The organism is Streptomyces sp. NPDC002144 (assembly GCF_053593695.1).
The window spans coordinates 132,936-149,419 of sequence record NZ_JBSFDB010000006.1 but is presented as its reverse complement, the minus strand read 5'-3'; the positions used below and the strand labels follow the sequence as shown (position 1 = coordinate 149,419).

Sequence of the window (16,484 nt, the reverse complement as noted above, 5' to 3'; positions counted from 1 at the left end):
CTGAGTCACCCCCCCCATCACCCACGCACCGAGGCAAGGACGACCATGCCCGCATACACCCGCACAGAGGCCCGCGACTGGGCCCGCGAGAAGCTCGTGGGAGCCGTCAACTGCACGATCCCGTCGTTCACCGCCGACCTTCAAGGCATCAACGAGCAGGGCATCAGGCACGACATCCGGCTCGCCGAGCAGCACGGATTCCTCGGCACCCTCGGCGTCTCCGAGGTCAGCATCACCCTGCCCGAATACCTCGACTTCCTGCGCATCGTCCGTGATGAGGCGGGCGACGGCTTCGTCGTGGTCCACCACGGAAGTTGGAGCACCCTGGAGCAGAACATCGAGGCGGTGCGCGGCGCCGAGGAGGCCGGTGCCGACCTGGTGCTCCTGTCCTATCCGCCGAACTTCTACCCGGAGTCGGAACAGGAGATCTACGACTACACCAAGGCCGTCTGCGACGCCACGAACCTCGCGGTCATGCTGTTCCCGATGTACCTGTGGGGGTTCAGTCCCCGGGTGCACCCCTCGGACATCCCGACGCGGCTCATCCGCCGGCTCATCGACGACTGCCCCAACATCGCGGTCATCAAGGCCGAGGGCGGCTTCCCCAGCATTCAGAGCGCCATCGAGTGCCACCGGCTTTTCGGCGACGAGGTCGTCATCTCGGTGCCCATCGAGGGCGAGCTCATCCCGCTGGCCCAGGTCATGCCTGTTCAGCTGTCCGCCACGAGCGACCACGAATACTTCGGGCCCATGATCCCGCGTGTCATGCAGCTGCTGCGCGAGGGCAAGTACGACGACGCCACCGACATCTACTGGCAGCTGCATCCGGCCCGCAAGATCAAGGGCGGCCTCGCTCCCGTGCTGCACGGCGGTGCGTTCATCAACCGGCAGGCATGGAAGTTCCAGGGGTGGCTGCAGGGCTACAACGGCGGACCGCTGCGCCAGCCCACCCAGCGCATCCACGACGCCCAGATGCACGCCCTGCGCAAGGGACTCCTCGACGCCGGACTCGAGCCCAGCATGGACCCGTTCCGTGAGTTCTTCATCGGAAGGAACCCGGCGTGACCCCCAACGAACTGGACCGTGCCAACCCCGCCGGCGCGATCGCCGATGCCGCCAAGCGCTGCTCCAACTGGGGGCGTTGGGGACAGGACGACGTACTGGGCACCCTCAACTTCCTCGACGAGGGCAAACGGCGCGAGGGCGCGGCCCTGATCCGGCGCGGGGTCTCCTTCTCGCTCGCCCAGCGCTTCGACACGAACGGTCCGCAGAACGGCTGGCGCCGCAGGACCAATCCCGTGCACACCATGCTCTCCTCGGGCCTGGACGCCGAGTTCGGTCCGCCGGAGTTCCCGCACGGCCTGGGCGGTGCCGACGATGTGGTGTTCATGCCGTTGCAGGCGTCGACGCAGTGGGATGGCCTCGGCCACGTCTTCGACCACGGCATGGCCTACAACGGACGACGCGCCTCCGCGGTGGTCACCGGCGAAGGCGATCAGCTCACGGGTATCGAGACCGTGGCCGACCGGATAGCAGGTCGAGGAGTGCTGCTCGACGTCGGCCGAGCGATCGGCACCGACGGCGAACTGCCGGACGGCTTCGCCATCACCGCCGAGCACCTCGAAGCCACGATCGCGGCACAAGGCGAATCCTCCCGAGTGGGCCGGGGCGATCTGCTGCTGGTCCGTACGGGACAGCTGGCGCGGACGCGTCGCGACGGCTGGGGCGACTACGCGGGCGGGCCGGCACCCGGCCTCTCGTTCACCACCGCCGACTGGCTGCACACCCGCGAGATCGCCGGTATCGCCACTGACACCTGGGGCTTCGAGGTCCGGCCCAACGAATTCGACCAGGCCTTCCAGCCGCTGCACCAAGTGGCCATCCCGCACATGGGTCTCTTCATCGGCGAGATATGGGATCTCGACGCCCTCGCGGCCGACTGCGCTGCCGACGCAATCTACGACTTCTTCCTCACCGCCGCCCCCCTCCCCGTCACCGGTGCCGTCGGAGCCCCGGTCAACCCCATCGCCATCAAGTAGAGCCCCCGGAAAGGACACACACCATGCGCTTCGCCACCTGGGAAAGCGCCGGCCGCTGCGCCGCCGGGGTCGTCGGCGAGCACGGGCTGCACGCCTTCCCCGGTACGACGACGGTCCTGGACCTCGTACGGGCCGGACTGCCGGCCGCCCTTGAGGCCGGTGCCGCCGCCCTCGACAACTCCTCCCCGACACCGATCGATTCCGTACGGCTGCTGCCGCCGCTGGAACCGCCGACCGTGCGGGACTTCGCGGCATTCGAGGAGCACGTCGAGGGTGTCGTGCGGTCGGTCAGCGGAGGCGGCGTGGTCGTACCGGAGTGGTACGAGGCCCCGGCCTTCTACTTCACCAACCCCTATGCCTTGATCGGCGCGCACGACGACGTCCCCGTCCCGCCGGGCTCACACGTGCTGGACTTCGAACTCGAAGTGGCCACCGTCATCGGCAAGGACGGCGCCTCACTCACCCCCGAAGAGGCACGGGACCATGTGTTCGGCTATACCGTCCTCAACGACTGGTCCGCGCGGGACCTGCAAGGCCGCGAGATGAAGGTGGGCCTCGGGCCCGCCAAGGGAAAGGACTTCGCCACCACCCTGGGACCGTGGCTGGTGACCGCCGACGAGCTGGACACCTACCGCGACGACGAGGGGTTCCTGCAACTGGACATGCGGGTGTCGGTCAACGGCACCGAGGTCGGCCAGGATCTGCTGAGCAACATGAGCTGGACGTTCGAGGAGCTCATCTCGTACGCATCCCGCGGCACCTGGGTGAAGGCCGGTGACGTCCTCGGCTCCGGGACCTGCGGCAACGGCGGCTGCCTCGGTGAGTTGTGGGGCCGCAGCGGGACGCGGACACCGCCTCCGCTCGAACCCGGAGACATCGTGGAAATGACAGTCGAGGGCATCGGTTCGATCCGCAACCGAGTCGTACCGGGCGAGCGGCCCACGCCGATCACCGCTGCGCGCCGACGGCCGCGCCTGCGCAAGCGGACAGCCTCCGACAGGACCTGAACCAGGGCCAGGAAGGCCAGAACGGCATGCGGGCGGCCAGCGACCTGGACCTCCTGAAGCTGCTTGATCAACTCCTCGGCGAGGGCGTCCAGTTCACTCCGACGAGCGGTGATCCACTGCCGCTCCGGCATCCCGGGCCCTCCCGCGATCTCGTGGGGTGCCGACCTGCCGACGGATCGTAGGGGGGCGGTCACGTGCGCAGCCGAACCCGGCAGACCCTCGGAACCGGACCTGCCCGATGATCTACGGCATAGACATCGGCCGCCGACGGGCACGAGTCCCCGAATCGTCACTCACACCAGACCCGTGACCTGCGATTTCACGATGCACACCACTCAGTGGGATTGGCCGGTGCATGGAGTCCCCGATGAGCGGTCGTCGATGGGCTGATCGAAGGGGCACTGCCGCTCCATGCCCAGCCGGCGAGCTCCATACTGGATACGGTGTTGCTGTTATGGTGCTGGCTGAGGAGGTGGACGTTCAGTGGCAGCAGCTGGTCCTGTGCGAGCGACCACGGCATCGGGTCGGGGCCCGGGGCGTCCGCCCGTGCCGCTGGAGCGCATCGTCGCTACCGCACTGCAGATCGTGGACGATGAAGGGGCCGACGCTCTCTCGATGCGGACGCTGGCCCAGCGCCTGGGCTCGGGCACGGCGACGCTGTACCGGCATTTCGACAACCGGGCAGCGTTGGTCGCCCATGTCGTGGACCGCATGTTCGGCGCCGTGGAACTGAAGGGCGAAGAACTCCTCGCGATGGGCTGGCAGCAAGCCCTGCGGACGGTCGCGCACACCATGTTCGAGGCCCTGGCCCGGCACCGGAACGCGGCGCGCCTGGTGGTCGAAGAGATTCCCCTGGGGCCGAACGCCATGGCGCTGCGGGAGCACTGTGTCGCGGTGCTGCTCGACAGCGGCTTCCCGCCGCGACTGGCCGCGCACGCCTTTGCCACCCTCTCCCGCTACGTCCTCGGATTCGCCATACAGGTCAACGGTCATGGCGGTGGCGGGCAACTCGACGACGCGCAACTGTCCGCCGTCTTTCAGGGCGTTGATCCAGCCTTGTTCCCGGCAACGGTCACCGTCGCCGGGTCGATGCCCGTTCCGATCGAGGAGGAGTTCTCCTTCGGCCTCGAACTCCTTCTCAGCGGGCTTGCCCACCTGCGCGACGAAGCCTGACCAGCCAGGACGATGCGAGCCTGAGGCTGCCCACCCACGGAGTCATCTCGGTCGGCATGGAGCGTGGCCACAGCTGCTGGTGCTGAGCGCGTGATCTCGTGTGGTCGGCGGTTCGTCAGCGGAAGGCGAAGTGTTCGGCGTGGAGATGCCGGCGGGGGACGCCCTGGCGATGGAGGGCGCGAGTGAGGTTTTCGATCATGGAGGCGGGGCCGCAGAGGAAGACGTGCGTGTCGGGGGTGATCGGTCCGGCCTCGGCCTGGATTCTTTCGGCGGTCAGACGGCCGTGGCTGCGGCTGAACGTCGGGTGGAGCCGGAACTCGGGGCGGTGTGCTGCCGCAGCGGTGAGTTCCGGGAGGAACGGCGCCTCGTCGGCGGTGGGGGCGCAGTAGAAGAGGTCGGTGCGGGGCGGCGCTGCACCGGGGTGGGTGAGCCAGCCGAGGAAGGGCGCGATACCGATGCCCCCCGCGATCCATATCTGCCGGGGTCCGCCGAGGGTGTGGTCGAACATGCCGTAAGGACCCTTGAGGGTTGCGGGGTGTCCTTCACTCAGGTCCGTGTAGAGGCGGCGTGTACCGCGGCCCAGGGCACGGATGGTGAGGCGTACCGAGCCGTCGGCCTGCGTTCCTGCGACGCTGAAGGGGTGTTCGTGCCAGCCGCCGGCGCGCAGGTAGACGAACTGACCTCCTGTCACGGGAAGGGTCGTCTCGCCGGTGGGCGTGAGGGTGAGGTCGAGGATGTCGGGTGTCGGCCGCTCGACTCGGTGGATGGTGTAGTCCGCCCGGGGTTCTCTGTGGCGTAGCACCAGTTCGTCGTAGGTGTAGGCGGTCATGCCGATGGTGGCCATGGTGACGTAGATCGCCAGGAGGGGCGTGGATCCGTTGATGATGAGATCGAGGAACCAGCCGTGCAACAGCGCCGACAGGAGCAGCAGGCCGGTGAGGCGATGCAGGAACAGCCAGCGCTCGTAGGGCAGTCGGAGGATGCGGCCGACCTGGCCGAGTGAGATGAGGACGAGCAGCAGCAGGCCGATGGCGGAGACGGCACCAAGGAGATGGCCCATCCCTACCGACGCGGTCCGGTGGGCGTAGCCGTACTGGCTCCCGTCGAAACCGGAGAAGAAGTGGAGGAGCAGGTGGGGGGTGAGCAGGAGAATGGACCATACGGCGTACAGCTTGTGCTGTCGGTACATGCGGTCCAGGCCGCCGAACCACTGTTCCAACCACATCAGGCGGGTGGCCAGTACCAGGGTGCAGGACATCAGGTAGACGGACAGGACGCCGGCGAACTCGCCGACGAAATAGACAGCGCTGAGGCCCTCGGGCCTGAGCCAGTCCCAGGCCAGATAGAGCATGACCGCTCCGGTCGTGACCGACAGGGGTCCGACGTGGCGCTTCTTCAGGCGCGCGTCCAAGGGGGCGCGTGCGATCCGGATGGCGTAGATCGCTATCACGATCAGGACGGGCATCGTCTACCCCTCGGGGGTGGGCACTGTGGACGAAGGGGCGCTGGTGAAGGCAGGGCGGACCGTGCGGTCGCGGCTTGAGCGCCCTCGAGCCCAGGTGGCTGCGGTTCCTGCCACCTCTAATATTGGCTACAGCGTAGCCGTTTAGCTGGTTTTGGTCCAGTGGTGCCATCGGATGCCTGTTGGCCAGCCCTGGATCTGCCCTTCGGGAGCGTGGCGGTCTGAAGCCATCCCCGTCGGTCGGCTCTTCGAGGTGAAGTCACAGCTCGAGGCGGCATTGCTTTCAGGGTGACACTGCCGGAGCTGCCCTCCGTGGCATGGGCTCGATCCGCAGCGCTTCAGGCGAACAAGGCCGCGAGGTATGAGGCGACAAGCGCCGCGCACACAGCGGCGGGCACAAATTTGGCAACCGGGTCGCCCTTGCGCAGGTGTACGACCACAGCTCCGGCGAGCAGCAGGAGAAGCCCGGCCCCCGCGAGGCCGCCGAGCAGCGGCATGGCGAGGCCGAGCGCCACGCCGGCGGCTCCTGCCAGTTGCAGCACGCCGATGCGGCGATAGGCGGCGACGGAAAAGCCGGTCTCGGCGGCCAGCTCGCGCGCCTTCGGCAATGCGAGTGTGTTGAGCACTCCGATCCCCCCGAAGATCAGGGCGATGGCGCAGGCGAGGGTGATGGTGAGGATCATGAGGTATCTCCAGGTGCCGGCGTCGCGGCGGCGTGGGCGTCAAGGGTGACGGCCTGATGGCGGGCGGGGCGTCACGAGACCGTTATGGGATGTGTCGGGCGCGGTCGAGTTGCCGGCCGAGCGCATCGCTCGGCGCCCAGATGGGCGATTCGGTCGATCGATGCAGCGGCTCAGCCTAGCGAAATAACGGCAACAATGTAACCGTTATGATGGTCGGCTTCGGAGCGAGTTCGCGGGGGCGTGGGCGTAACGACGTTCACGCAGCCGGTGCCGTCGCCAGGTTGTAGATGGTCCTGAGGGCAGGCCTTTGCTCAGCGAGTTGCCGAGGAAGTCATGGACGTCGCCCGCACGGGTTCACCGGTCGGCTGCCATAGGCATCCCGCATTCGCGAACTCCCCGACGGCCCCACTTCTTTACGGGCCCTTACTGAGCGTTTGGTCCGGTGATTCGTGTTTGGTCCCGGGTCAGGTTCCGCGCCAGTTCAGGGTGGCGTCGCCCTCTGAGTCTGCGGGCCATGAGGTCGATCATGGCGAGGTGGATCATGGCTTCGGAGCGGTGCGGGTGTGTCTCGTAGTCGCGGGCGAGGCGTCGGTGGTGCATGAGCCAGCCGATGCTGCGCTCGATGGTCCACCGTCTCGGGATGATCGTGAACCCGTGGGCGCCGGGCGGGCGCTGGACGGGGTGGACGTTGATGCCGAGGCGCGCTCCGTGGTCGATGACGGTGGTGCGGTAGCCGGCGTCCACCCAGGCCTTCGTGATGTGCGGGCGGGTGGCGGCGATGCGGGAGAGCAGGGTCACGCCGGCTGCGGTGTCGGAGACGCTGGCGGCGGTGACCAGCACGGTCAGCAGCAGGCCGAGGGTGTCGCAGCCGAGGTGGCGCTTGCGCCCGATGATCCGTTTCCCTGCGTCGGTGCCCTGGTCCGCGAGGGGCACGTTGGCGGAAGTCTTAATTGTCTGGGAGTCCAGCACGCAGGCCGACGGCTCCGCCCTTCGGCCCTCGGCTTCCCGGACCAGGCGTCGCAGCAGGCCGGTGAGCTGCTCGAATACTCCGTCGTGTTGCCACTTGGCGAAGTACCCGTAGGTCGTGGTCCAGGGTGGGAAGTCGTGCGGGAGGTAGCGCCAGGGGATGCCGGTGCGGTCCACGTACAGGATGGCGTTCATGATCTGGCGCAGGTCGTGTTCGGGCGGTCGGCCGATGTCAAACGCCCGGGCGCGGCGCTGGTCCCGCCAGGACGTCAGGACGGGCTCGATCAGTTCCCAGCGCGCGTCCGACAGGTCGCTGGGATACGGGCCGTGCGGGGTCATGTGTGCGAAGTAGCCGATGGCGGTCGGCCCCGCCAGCGGTCAAATGGCAGCGCTCGGGGGCGTGTTGGGAGCAGACAGGAGTAGTCGGAACGAAACGACTCCCGGGCGTCGAGGACGCGTCGACTGCCCCCACCTGGAACAAGCCGCCGGTGAACACCAGGTCACCGTCTCCGGGCCGCTGAAGAGCAACCCCACCCGCCAGCATCGCCGAAACGAGGGCTTCGCCCGCGACGACTTCCACATCGACTACGACAAGCAGCAGGTCACCTGCCCCCAGGGACAGGTCAGCGCGGGCTGGCACGGCCCCTACCCGACCTCCTCACCCACCGCCGCCCCGCTGATCGTGGCCAGGTTCACCAAGAGCCAGTGCCGCCCCTGCCCGACCCGCACCCAGTGCACCAGCACCGCCGACGACGCCCGCACCGTGGGATTTCCCCCACGAGAGCTCCGCGACCTGGAACTCCGCGTCCGCGCCGAGCAGCAGACCCCCGAGTGGAAGACCCGCTACGCGGTCCGCTCCGGAGTGGAGAGCACGGTCAACGAGTTCGCCCGCGGGCACGGTATGCGGCGCTGCCGCTACCGAGGACAGGGAAAGGCCCACGTCCAGCACGTCCTGACAGCCATCGCCGTCAACATCGAACGCCTCAGCGGACTGCCACCGGCTGAGGAAGCCCCCACACCCCGTCGGCCCACTGCCTTCCAGAACTACCTCGACCAACGCGAGATCCCTCGCCTGAAGTCCTGGCGAACCCTGGGCACTTGACTCCGCCGGCACCAAGATCCCCGACAGAGTTAAGTTCGCTGTCCGATACGAGGCGGCCGTACTGGTCGCAGTCCTCAACGAGTGGCTGTGACCAGCACTTTCGCAACGGGCCCTAGGCGTGATACGGGTAATGTTCCAGTTCCTGCACGATCAGGAACATGGACTGAGAGGCATCGACCAGGCTGTCCGATGCCGAGACCATGATTTCGTCGAAGAGCTCGCGGTAGCGGGCGACGCCGGAAAGGTCGTCTGCCCTGTCCAGCCAGATGCTTGTGGCGCCGGCATGGACATTTATGGGGGCGCCGCCCAAAAGATCGCGCGTCGCTTCCTCGGGCACCGGCAGTGCATGACTGCGGGTGTAGCCACACAGCGCGGGCGACAATGAAGGATCAGCCACAATCGCCTGCGAGGCCGCACGCCATGCGGTGAAGAATTGTTCCCGGTCGACACCTTCGCGCGTGGCTATGAAATGGACAAGCTTGACGGCACCGCGCCGGGGCACGGCAACCTGCTCACGCTCCTCGGCTGTCACCAGCACCTTCAGGGCCGACCCGTCGGCGAAGAGGTGTTCGTCCGGCTGGATAACCGAAAGGTAATAGGGGTGCGACGTCAGGAGACCTACCGCTTCCGGCGAGGGGTTATAGATTTCGCTTACGACATCTATTTCGGCCGGCGCCACTCGTGCCGCATCCGGTGCGCCATAGGCAGCGTCGATTACAAAGTTTTGTACATACCTTGAGAGGTGGGCCAGCATATCGGCGGGGCCCGCCAGGATCTTGGCCGCATGGACGTTCTGATAATGCTGCCAATGCTTCTGACGTGTCATGCCCGGCAGGCGACGGGCCGCGACAATAAGTTTGATCATGATTCACTCCGATACGTTGCACCCAGGGAGAATCCTGGAGGTGGGGCGACCTGAAGCGGCCGATTGGAAGCGGTGGCGAGGAAACGCCGTTGTTGCTGGGTGGTTCAGCCCCCTGGGTCTTTCCGACTTGCTCGCGAATGGTCGATCCGTTGCGGCGACGCGTGCTCGGCGCGGCCGCTGCTTTAGTTTCATCACACCCCATTCCATCTGTACAGTGGAACTTTGTTATGGGTTTCATTCACCGCATGGATGAAGTTGGAACGTGATGGGTCTCGATCTGAATCTGCTCGTGCCGCTGAACGCGCTGCTCCAAGAGCGCAGTGTGACGGCCGCGGCGCACCGTATCGGCCTCTCCCAGCCGGCCTGCAGCGCGGCGCTCAAGCGACTGCGCAGGCACTTCGGTGATGAACTGCTGGTCCGGGTCCCCGGCCAGGGAACCCAGCTCACGCTGCTGGCCGAGCGCCTGCGCGATCGGGTCTCACTGCTGACCGCGGAACTCGACGGCGTCTTCGGGGCCAACGCCGGCCTGCAACCAGGTTCGCTCGACCGCGAGTTCTCCCTGCTGCTCTCCGACTACGATTGCAGCACGCTCGCCACGTCACTGGTGCGCGAGGTCACGGCGCACGGCACTGGTGCACGTATCCGCCTGGATCTGCTCACGAACGACATGCGGGCAGGGATCGTCGAGGAGATCGACAGGCATGATGCAGTGATCGTGCCCCGGGCCGCGCTCCCGGACGGGACTCCGTCGCTCGACCTCTACGAGGACCAGTGGGTGCGCATCGTCAGCGCGACTCGGCAGTCCGAGGGCGACGATCTCGCGCAGGCACGGTGGGCCGTCTGCTACGACACACCGTTGATGCCGTGGTCGCCGGGCCAACTGCTGGAGAGGGAGGGCCTCGCCGGGTCGATCACCGTGCGGGTGGAGAGCTTCGCGATACTGTTCCCGCTGGTGGCGGGTACGGATCTCACCGCGCTCGTGCCCAGGCGGCTGGCGGACACGTGGTGCGGGCCGACGGGAACGCGCCCTGCCCCGGTCCCCGCGTCCCTCGCCCGGCCCTACGTCATGGCGATGGCGTGGTCTCCGCGCTGGGCGTACGACCCGGCCCACTGCTGGTTCCGGGACCGGGTGTCCGCCGCCGCGCAGTGTGACGACGTGAGCCGGTTGCCCCGGCCGTTGTGATCGACCGCGCTGGAGCGAGAACCTCTCCGAAGGCTGAAGGCCGCGAATAGGGTCTTCTGGCGAACGGTCAATGGGCCTGGCTGGAGGCGTTGTTGCCGCAGCCCGTCAAGCGGGGTCGTCCGGCGGTGCGGGACCCGGCGGCAGCTGCTCGACGGATACGGTGGCGGATGCGGATCGGTGTCACCCACCGCAGCGGAATGATGCGGAGCCCGCAATCTCTTTCAGGGCCTCGACGGGCCAGGGTGCGCTTGGCGGTGCCCCGCATCACTGCTCATGACGGGTGGGCCCCCGAGGGAAAGGCCCCCTCCTCAACTCTCCTTCTTCGCCCCGAACATCACCCTCCGCAGCGTCGCCAGCAGCCCCTTCCCCTCGCCCCCCGCCTCCCGGACCGGTTCGGGGTGCCGAAGCTTCACCCCCGGTGCCAGTTCGTACCGTACGGGCAGTACTGCCCGTCGATCTTGCTGCCGCACCGGGAAACTCCAAGATCCCCGACAGAGTCAAGCTTAGAAGCGGAGTGCTCCTTCTGGTAGATCCCGCTCCGCGGTCAGCGGCAACTCCACAGTGGTGAGCATGTCCCGGTACCGCTCGGCCAGTTGGGAGGGGAGCTTCCTGCTGAACACCACCAGCTCTCGGAAATAGCCGGGCCCGATCCGCCGGGCGTGCCTCGACCAGCGCAGCGGTACCGCGTTCTCCGGTGTCACCGTCACACCGATCCCCTCGACCGCGAACAGGAGCGCCGCGGAGACCTGGCCCGTGCGTGCGACGGCGCGCGGCGTGAACCCGAGGTGCCCTGCCAGGCGGTCCACCACTTCGCTCATGCCCTGTTCCTGCTCGTAGAGCACCCAGTCGGCAGCGGCCAGTTCGGCCGGATCGGCCGCTGTCCCCGCCGGGTATTCGGCCGAGCCGGTCACCACCATCTCCTCGTATCCCAGGGAGATGACGGGTCCCTCCCACGGTTCGGGCCGTGGACTGACCGCGATGTCGCCCTGGCCACTGCGCATGGCCTCTTCGAGGTCCCGGCGGTGGGAGTAGTCGTGCAGTCTCAGCACGGTGGAGGGGTACGTCGAGTGCCAGCGCGCCGCGGACGGCGGCAGGATCCCCGAGGCGACGGACCGTACGGTCAGGACGTGGACGTCGCCCTGACGGCCCTCCACCACCTCGCGCACCGAGTCCTGCGCGTCCTGAACCGCGCGGACGACGTTCTGTGCTCGGGGCAGAAAGACACGGCCCGCGGGAGTCAGCGTCACCCCTTGCCGGCCGCGCTCCAGCAGGACCGCGCCCAGCTCCTTCTCCAGGGCCCCGATCTGCTGGGACAGCGAAGGCTGCGTGACATAGAGCCGCGCAGCCGCTCTGCTGAAGGAGCCCGCCTCCCAGACCGCGAGGAAGTACTCCAGCTGACGTAGCTGCATGTGATCAAGTTACTCGGCCGCATGGCATGCAGCTCGCGTGTGCGTCATGCCCTGAGTGCGACCCTGCTGTCCTTGCGGGTGAGCCGGGACAGCAAGTAGTCGACCTCGGTGCGGGCACGCGCCGACAGCGCGGCCCCGGGCTTGCGCTGGGTGTCGGAGGCCAGGATTCCGCGGCGTTTCATGACGTACTTGCGTACGGCCAGGCCGATGCCCGGCTGCTGTTCGTAGCGCAGCAGGGGTAGGTGGGTGTCGAAGACGTCATGGGCGGCGTCACGGTCGCCGGCGGCGGTGTGGCGCACCACGTCGACGAGGAGTTCGGGAACGCAGTAGCCCGTCATCGCTCCGTCGGCTCCGCGTTCGGTCTCGAAGTCCAGGAAGAGGCCGCCGTTTCCGCACAGGATCGACAGGCGGGGCATCGCTCCGTCGGCTTCGAGTTGCCGGAGTGCGCTGATCTTCTCCAGGCCCGGCCAGTCCTCGTGCTTGAGCATCACGCACCCGGGCGCGGCGTTCGCGATGCGGGCGATGACGGCAGGGGACATGACGACGGAGAAGGACAGCGGATAGTCCTGGATCACGAACGGCACGTCCGCGCCGATGGCGCCCGCCGCTCCCTCGTAGTAGCTCACGATCTGGTCGTCGGTGCGCAGCGTGTTCGGCGGGGCGATCATGACGCCGCCGGCACCGGCTGACATGACGTCGACCGTGAGAGCCCGCATGGCGGCGTAGCCGGGTGCGGAGACGCCCACGATGATCGGCAGATCGGTGCGCTTGAGGACGTGCTGGACGATGCGCACGCTTTCCTCGTGGGACAGCTTGGGTGCTTCGCCCATCTGGCCCAGGAGGGTCAGTCCGGTGACGCCGGCGTCTGCGTAGAAGTCGACGAGTCGGCTGAGTGAGTCGAAATCGATTGCGCCTTCCTCGTCGAAGGGCGTTGGTGCGATGGCGAAAACACCATTGGTGTTGCGGTCCAGGGGTGCCATTTTTTTCTGCCTCCTCAGAAGTCCGATGTCTTTTTCAGAGGCTGGGGATGAGTCCGCCGTCGACTCGGATGACCGAGCCTGTGATGTAAGAGGCCTGGACGCTTGCGAGGAAGGTGACGGCGGCTGCGTATTCCCGCGGTTCGCCGTAGCGGCCCACAGGGATCGACGCGACGCTCTCGGCGGACGTCTCCGCGACGGACTTGCCCTCCCGATCAGCCTTGGCCTGATCGAGGAACTTGATCCGCTGGGTGCCGATCCGTCCAGGAACGACCACGTTGCAGGTGACACCCTCGGCCGCGACTTCCCGGGCCAGCGTCTTGGACCAGCCGAGCAGGCTGCCCCGCAAGGCGTTCGACAGCCCCAGGTTGGGGATGGGGGCGATCACCCCCGAGCTGGCACTGGTGATGATCCTGCCCCAGCCGCGGCTCCGCATCAGCGGCGCGACCCTGTCCGTGATCGCGATGACGGACAGCACCATGGACTGGAAGTGCTTCTGCCAGAGTTCAGGGTCCTGCCCCGCAACCGGCGAGGGCGGCGGCCCTCCCGTGTTGTTGACCAGGATGTCCACGGGACCGAGCGCCCCTTCGACTGCCGCGATCTGCTGGTCGATCGCGCCCAGGTCCGCGAGATCCCATTCCAGGGGCACGGCTTTCCCGCCCGCGTCGGCCACCGCCTCGGCGGTGCTCTCTGCGGCCTGTGGGCTGATGTCCGCGACGGCGACAGCGGCGCCTTCAGCGGCGAGGGCCTGGGCGATCGCGCCGCCGAGACCCCCACCCCCGCCCAGTACGAGCGCGGTCTTGCCCGAAATTCCCAGATCCACAGCTTCGCTCCTTGGGCGGTGGCCCCGTTCGTCGTTTTCAAATGACACTGCCATGAGGTCGTGATGGGTCTCCAATAGGAATCTCTCGCGACATGCATAAGGGATGCCTATGCGCCGCGAATAGGGAATAGGCGTTGCCGGCATGCAAGATGAGGTGGGGAACAGGGCCGTTTCGGTTCGATTTCCGACGCATGTTCATGGCCGTAACTGGAGGCCCCTATGTCCTTGCCGGAAACCATGCAGGCCGCGGTGCTGGGCGAGCCCGGCACCCTCGCCGTCACGACGCTGCCCGTGCCGCAGGTGGGGCCGGAAGACGTTCTGGTGCACGTCCGCAGGGCGTCCCTGTGCGGAACGGACCTGAAGATCCGCAGTCGGCACTTCTTCAAGGACGGCGGCCCGGCCGCGGGCGAGTTCGTACCCGGCCACGAGTACGCTGGCGTCGTCGCCGCGGTGGGCAGCGCCGTGGACGAGTTCCGGGTCGGCGACCGGGTCGTGACGGAAGCCCACCGCGGCTGCATGCGCTGCGCCAACTGCCTGGCCGGGGCCTACACGGACTGCCTCAACTACGGCCTGCGGCACACAGGGCACCGGGTGCAGGGGATGACCGTCAACGGGGGCTTCGCGGAGTACGCGCTCAACCACGTGGCGACCCTCCACCGGTTGCCGGACACCGTGGACTTCGACGCCGCGGTCGTCCTCACCACGGTGGGCACCGTGATGCACGCCTTCGACGTGCTCGACACCCTGCTCGTCGGATCCACGGTCGCTGTGATCGGCCCGGGACCGATAGGTCTGCTCGCGGTACAGGTCGCACGTGAACTCGGGGCCAGGACCGTAGCCCTGGCCGGCACGCGGGAATCCAGGCTCGCCATGGGCAAGTCCTTCGGCGCGGACCTGGTCGTCAACTCCCGGGAGGAGGACGCGGTTGCGGCGGTCCGGGAGGCGACCGACGGGATCGGCGCCGACATCGTCCTGGAGTGCTCCGGCGCCCCGAGTGCGGTGGACGACGCGCTGCGCATGGCCAAGCGGTCCGGGACGGTCGTCCTCGTCGGCTTCTTCGAAGAGCCCGTACGGGCCGACCTGAACCATGCCGTGATGAACGGCATCTCGATCCAGACGGTCCGCGGAGAGGGCACCGGTTCGGTGGCCCGCGCCGTGGGCCTGGCCGCCCGGGGCCGGCTGCGCACCGCGGAACTGGTCACCCACCATTTCGGGCTGCCCGACGTCGCCGAGGCGTTCGACACCTACGCCGAGCGCCGGGGCAACGCCATCAAGGTCATGCTCGACATTTCCGAGGACTGGGAGTCCGCCGGTGACCGGTGACCGAGAGGGCACCGTGCCCGACGCCCTGGCAGCCGGGCGGGAGAAGGCAGCGGCCGCCATGGCCGATGCTGCCACCGCCTGGCTGAACAGCCTGAGCGAGGACCAACTCCCGCTCGCCGCATACGACTCCCCGCTGCGCCCGGATGCGGAGGCCGAGCGGCTGCGCTGGTTCTACACCCCCACCGACCACGGCGGGCTCGCCGTCCGGGACCAGAACGCCCGCCAACAGAGCCTGGCCATGCGGCTGGTGGCCACCGGACTGTCCATCCCGGGCTACGCCACGGTCACCACCGTGATGGGACTGGAGAACGTCCTGGACCAGCTGGAAGGGTGGCGGGTCCACTGGGGCCGGCAGCGCGGACGGGACCCGGGCCGCTACTGGCTGAGGATCTTCGGCCGCCCCGGCGACCGTGTCTGGGCATGGCGGTTCGGCGGCCACCACATCTCCCTGAACAACCTCGTCGTCGCCGGCCGGCTCGTCTCCACGACCCCCTGCTTCATCGGTGCCGACCCGGCCACCACCGAGCTGATCGGAGGCACCCTGCGGCCCTTGCAAGGCCCTGAGGAGACGGCCCGTCAACTGGTCCGCAGTCTGGATCCGGGCCAACTCCAAAGCGCCCTGCTCCACCCGTCCGCAGTTTCGGACATCGTCTCCGGCAACCGCCCACGCGTCGAACACGGCGACACGATGATGCACATGCAGGACCTGTGGCGGGGCCGGTTCGCCGACCCTGAGCTGGACCGGCTCGTCAACGACATCGACCGCCGGGCGGAAGCGGGCAGCGGATACACCGAGAACGATCACGCGCGCGTGGCCATCACGATTCCCCCCAAAGGCATCGGCGGTCGCGACCTGAACAAGGAGCAGCGGCACCTGCTGCGCCGGCTCGTCAGCCTTTACACCGGCCGGGCACCCGAGTTCCTCGCCGACGCCTACGACACCCACTACGCCTTCGACACCGTCCTCGACGCGGTGCATTTCGGCTGGGCGGGCAGCACGGACGCCGGGGAACCGCACTACTACCGGGTGCAGGACCCTCGCGTCCTCATCGAGTACGACAACACACAGCGGTACGCAAACCACGCCCACTCGGTGTGGCGTGACCTGACCTCCGACTTCGGACTGGACGTGCTCGCCGAACACCGCGCACACATCGCACACGAGTAGGGCCTACCCGGGCAGCGCCGTAGACGCCCGTACCGCTGGCCCCCACGAAAGAACCAGCACCATGATGACCCTGCTGATCGTCGACGAAGAGCCCCTGCCACGTCTTGCCGCGCGCGTAATCCTCGAACGACAACCTGGACTGACCGTCGTCGGCGAGGCCGACACCGGCTCCGAGAGGGTCCGTATGGCCTCTGCACCACAGCCCGACAACGTTCTGATCGCCGCAGTCCACGCACTGGCCAGAGGCGACGCCGTCATCGCGCCGAGTGTGACCCACAGACTCCTCGACACCTTCGCTCACCGT

Annotated in this window: 14 protein-coding genes and 1 pseudogene; 8 read left to right on the top strand and 7 right to left on the bottom strand. The window is 67.7% G+C overall.

The genetic code is table 11. The features are described from left to right. Positions 1–45: 45 nt before the first annotated feature. The 4 genes from ACWCQ1_RS11335 (at position 46) to ACWCQ1_RS11320 (ending at position 4,219) form a co-directional block, all read left to right on the top strand. Positions 46–1,065, top strand: coding sequence for a dihydrodipicolinate synthase family protein (locus tag ACWCQ1_RS11335; protein WP_451026328.1), 1,020 nt, complete (start codon positions 46–48; stop codon positions 1,063–1,065). Next, positions 1,062–2,039 carry a cyclase family protein gene (locus ACWCQ1_RS11330; protein WP_451026327.1) on the top strand — a complete coding sequence of 326 codons (978 nt, stop codon included), beginning with the start codon at positions 1,062–1,064 and terminating at the stop codon, positions 2,037–2,039. Before ACWCQ1_RS11335 ends, ACWCQ1_RS11330 begins: the two co-directional genes overlap by 4 nt. Before the next feature lie 23 nt (positions 2,040–2,062). Then, positions 2,063–3,046: a fumarylacetoacetate hydrolase family protein gene (locus tag ACWCQ1_RS11325; RefSeq protein ID WP_451026326.1), complete on the top strand. Its 984-nt coding sequence runs from the start codon at positions 2,063–2,065 to the stop codon at positions 3,044–3,046. Between the two features lie 546 nt (positions 3,047–3,592). After that, a complete protein-coding gene (locus tag ACWCQ1_RS11320; protein ID WP_451026325.1) occupies positions 3,593–4,219 on the top strand; it encodes a TetR/AcrR family transcriptional regulator in 627 nt (208 codons plus the stop codon). Positions 4,220–4,334: 115 nt separating this feature from the next. Here ACWCQ1_RS11320 and ACWCQ1_RS11315 read toward each other — a convergent pair whose 3' ends face one another. The 3 genes and pseudogenes from ACWCQ1_RS11315 to ACWCQ1_RS11305 all read right to left on the bottom strand — a co-directional run bounded on the left by ACWCQ1_RS11315 (position 4,335) and on the right by ACWCQ1_RS11305 (position 7,669). Next, a complete protein-coding gene (locus ACWCQ1_RS11315) occupies positions 4,335–5,684 on the bottom strand; it encodes a ferredoxin reductase family protein (protein ID WP_451026324.1) in 1,350 nt (449 codons plus the stop codon). 335 nt (positions 5,685–6,019) lie between these two features. Continuing rightward, the gene (locus tag ACWCQ1_RS11310) at positions 6,020–6,364 is read right to left on the bottom strand and encodes a DoxX family protein (protein WP_388920559.1); all 345 of its coding nucleotides are present in this window, start codon (positions 6,362–6,364) and stop codon (positions 6,020–6,022) included. Between the two features lie 464 nt (positions 6,365–6,828). Continuing rightward, a pseudogene (locus tag ACWCQ1_RS11305) lies at positions 6,829–7,669 on the bottom strand (IS5 family transposase). Between the two features lie 61 nt (positions 7,670–7,730). Between ACWCQ1_RS11305 and ACWCQ1_RS11300 the strand changes: the two are divergent. Further along, positions 7,731–8,432, top strand: a complete 702-nt coding sequence (locus ACWCQ1_RS11300) for a transposase (protein WP_451026323.1) — start codon at positions 7,731–7,733, stop codon at positions 8,430–8,432. 112 nt (positions 8,433–8,544) lie between these two features. On the opposite strand, the gene ACWCQ1_RS11295 is transcribed toward ACWCQ1_RS11300, so the two are convergent. Then, complete coding sequence (locus ACWCQ1_RS11295) at positions 8,545–9,297, bottom strand: EthD domain-containing protein (RefSeq protein WP_351924646.1); 753 nt, start codon at positions 9,295–9,297, stop codon at positions 8,545–8,547. Positions 9,298–9,562: 265 nt separating this feature from the next. Here ACWCQ1_RS11295 and ACWCQ1_RS11290 point away from each other — a divergent pair, with 265 nt between their 5' ends. Continuing rightward, positions 9,563–10,480 carry a LysR family transcriptional regulator gene (locus ACWCQ1_RS11290; RefSeq protein WP_351924644.1) on the top strand — a complete coding sequence of 306 codons (918 nt, stop codon included), beginning with the start codon at positions 9,563–9,565 and terminating at the stop codon, positions 10,478–10,480. Between the two features lie 503 nt (positions 10,481–10,983). Here the strand turns inward: ACWCQ1_RS11290 and ACWCQ1_RS11285 are convergent. Genes ACWCQ1_RS11285 through ACWCQ1_RS11275 form a run of 3 tightly spaced genes read right to left on the bottom strand, consistent with a single transcriptional unit; the run spans position 10,984 to position 13,689 of the window. Then, on the bottom strand, positions 10,984–11,889 hold the full coding sequence (locus ACWCQ1_RS11285) for a LysR family transcriptional regulator (RefSeq protein WP_451026322.1): 906 nt from the start codon (positions 11,887–11,889) through the stop codon (positions 10,984–10,986). A 44-nt stretch (positions 11,890–11,933) separates the two neighbouring features. Then, positions 11,934–12,869, bottom strand: a complete 936-nt coding sequence (locus ACWCQ1_RS11280) for a dihydrodipicolinate synthase family protein (protein WP_451026321.1) — start codon at positions 12,867–12,869, stop codon at positions 11,934–11,936. Positions 12,870–12,903: 34 nt separating this feature from the next. Next, on the bottom strand, positions 12,904–13,689 hold the full coding sequence (locus ACWCQ1_RS11275; protein ID WP_451026320.1) for an SDR family oxidoreductase: 786 nt from the start codon (positions 13,687–13,689) through the stop codon (positions 12,904–12,906). A gap of 219 nt (positions 13,690–13,908) precedes the next feature. On the opposite strand from ACWCQ1_RS11275, the gene ACWCQ1_RS11270 reads away from it, so the two are divergent. Together ACWCQ1_RS11270 and ACWCQ1_RS11265 are read left to right on the top strand one after the other, a co-directional pair. Then, positions 13,909–15,012, top strand: coding sequence for a zinc-dependent alcohol dehydrogenase (locus ACWCQ1_RS11270; protein WP_451026319.1), 1,104 nt, complete (start codon positions 13,909–13,911; stop codon positions 15,010–15,012). After that, positions 15,002–16,180 carry a DUF3500 domain-containing protein gene (locus ACWCQ1_RS11265; RefSeq protein WP_451026318.1) on the top strand — a complete coding sequence of 393 codons (1,179 nt, stop codon included), beginning with the start codon at positions 15,002–15,004 and terminating at the stop codon, positions 16,178–16,180. The genes ACWCQ1_RS11270 and ACWCQ1_RS11265 overlap by 11 nt, the downstream gene beginning before the upstream one ends. Positions 16,181–16,484: the final 304 nt, after the last annotated feature.

Bases quoted from the DNA above. Each gene is read 5' to 3' on its own strand.
- ACWCQ1_RS11315 (WP_451026324.1), bottom strand. From the start codon at position 5,684: ATGCCCGTCCTGATCGTGATAGCGATCTACGCCATCCGGATCGCACGC.
- ACWCQ1_RS11310 (WP_388920559.1), bottom strand. From the start codon at position 6,364: ATGATCCTCACCATCACCCTCGCCTGCGCCATCGCCCTGATCTTCGGG.
- ACWCQ1_RS11285 (WP_451026322.1), bottom strand. From the start codon at position 11,889: ATGCAGCTACGTCAGCTGGAGTACTTCCTCGCGGTCTGGGAGGCGGGC.
- ACWCQ1_RS11335 (WP_451026328.1), top strand. From the start codon at position 46: ATGCCCGCATACACCCGCACAGAGGCCCGCGACTGGGCCCGCGAGAAG.
- ACWCQ1_RS11290 (WP_351924644.1), top strand. From the start codon at position 9,563: ATGGGTCTCGATCTGAATCTGCTCGTGCCGCTGAACGCGCTGCTCCAA.
- ACWCQ1_RS11270 (WP_451026319.1), top strand. From the start codon at position 13,909: ATGTCCTTGCCGGAAACCATGCAGGCCGCGGTGCTGGGCGAGCCCGGC.
- ACWCQ1_RS11280 (WP_451026321.1), bottom strand. From the start codon at position 12,869: ATGGCACCCCTGGACCGCAACACCAATGGTGTTTTCGCCATCGCACCA.
- ACWCQ1_RS11295 (WP_351924646.1), bottom strand. From the start codon at position 9,297: ATGATCAAACTTATTGTCGCGGCCCGTCGCCTGCCGGGCATGACACGT.
- ACWCQ1_RS11325 (WP_451026326.1), top strand. From the start codon at position 2,063: ATGCGCTTCGCCACCTGGGAAAGCGCCGGCCGCTGCGCCGCCGGGGTC.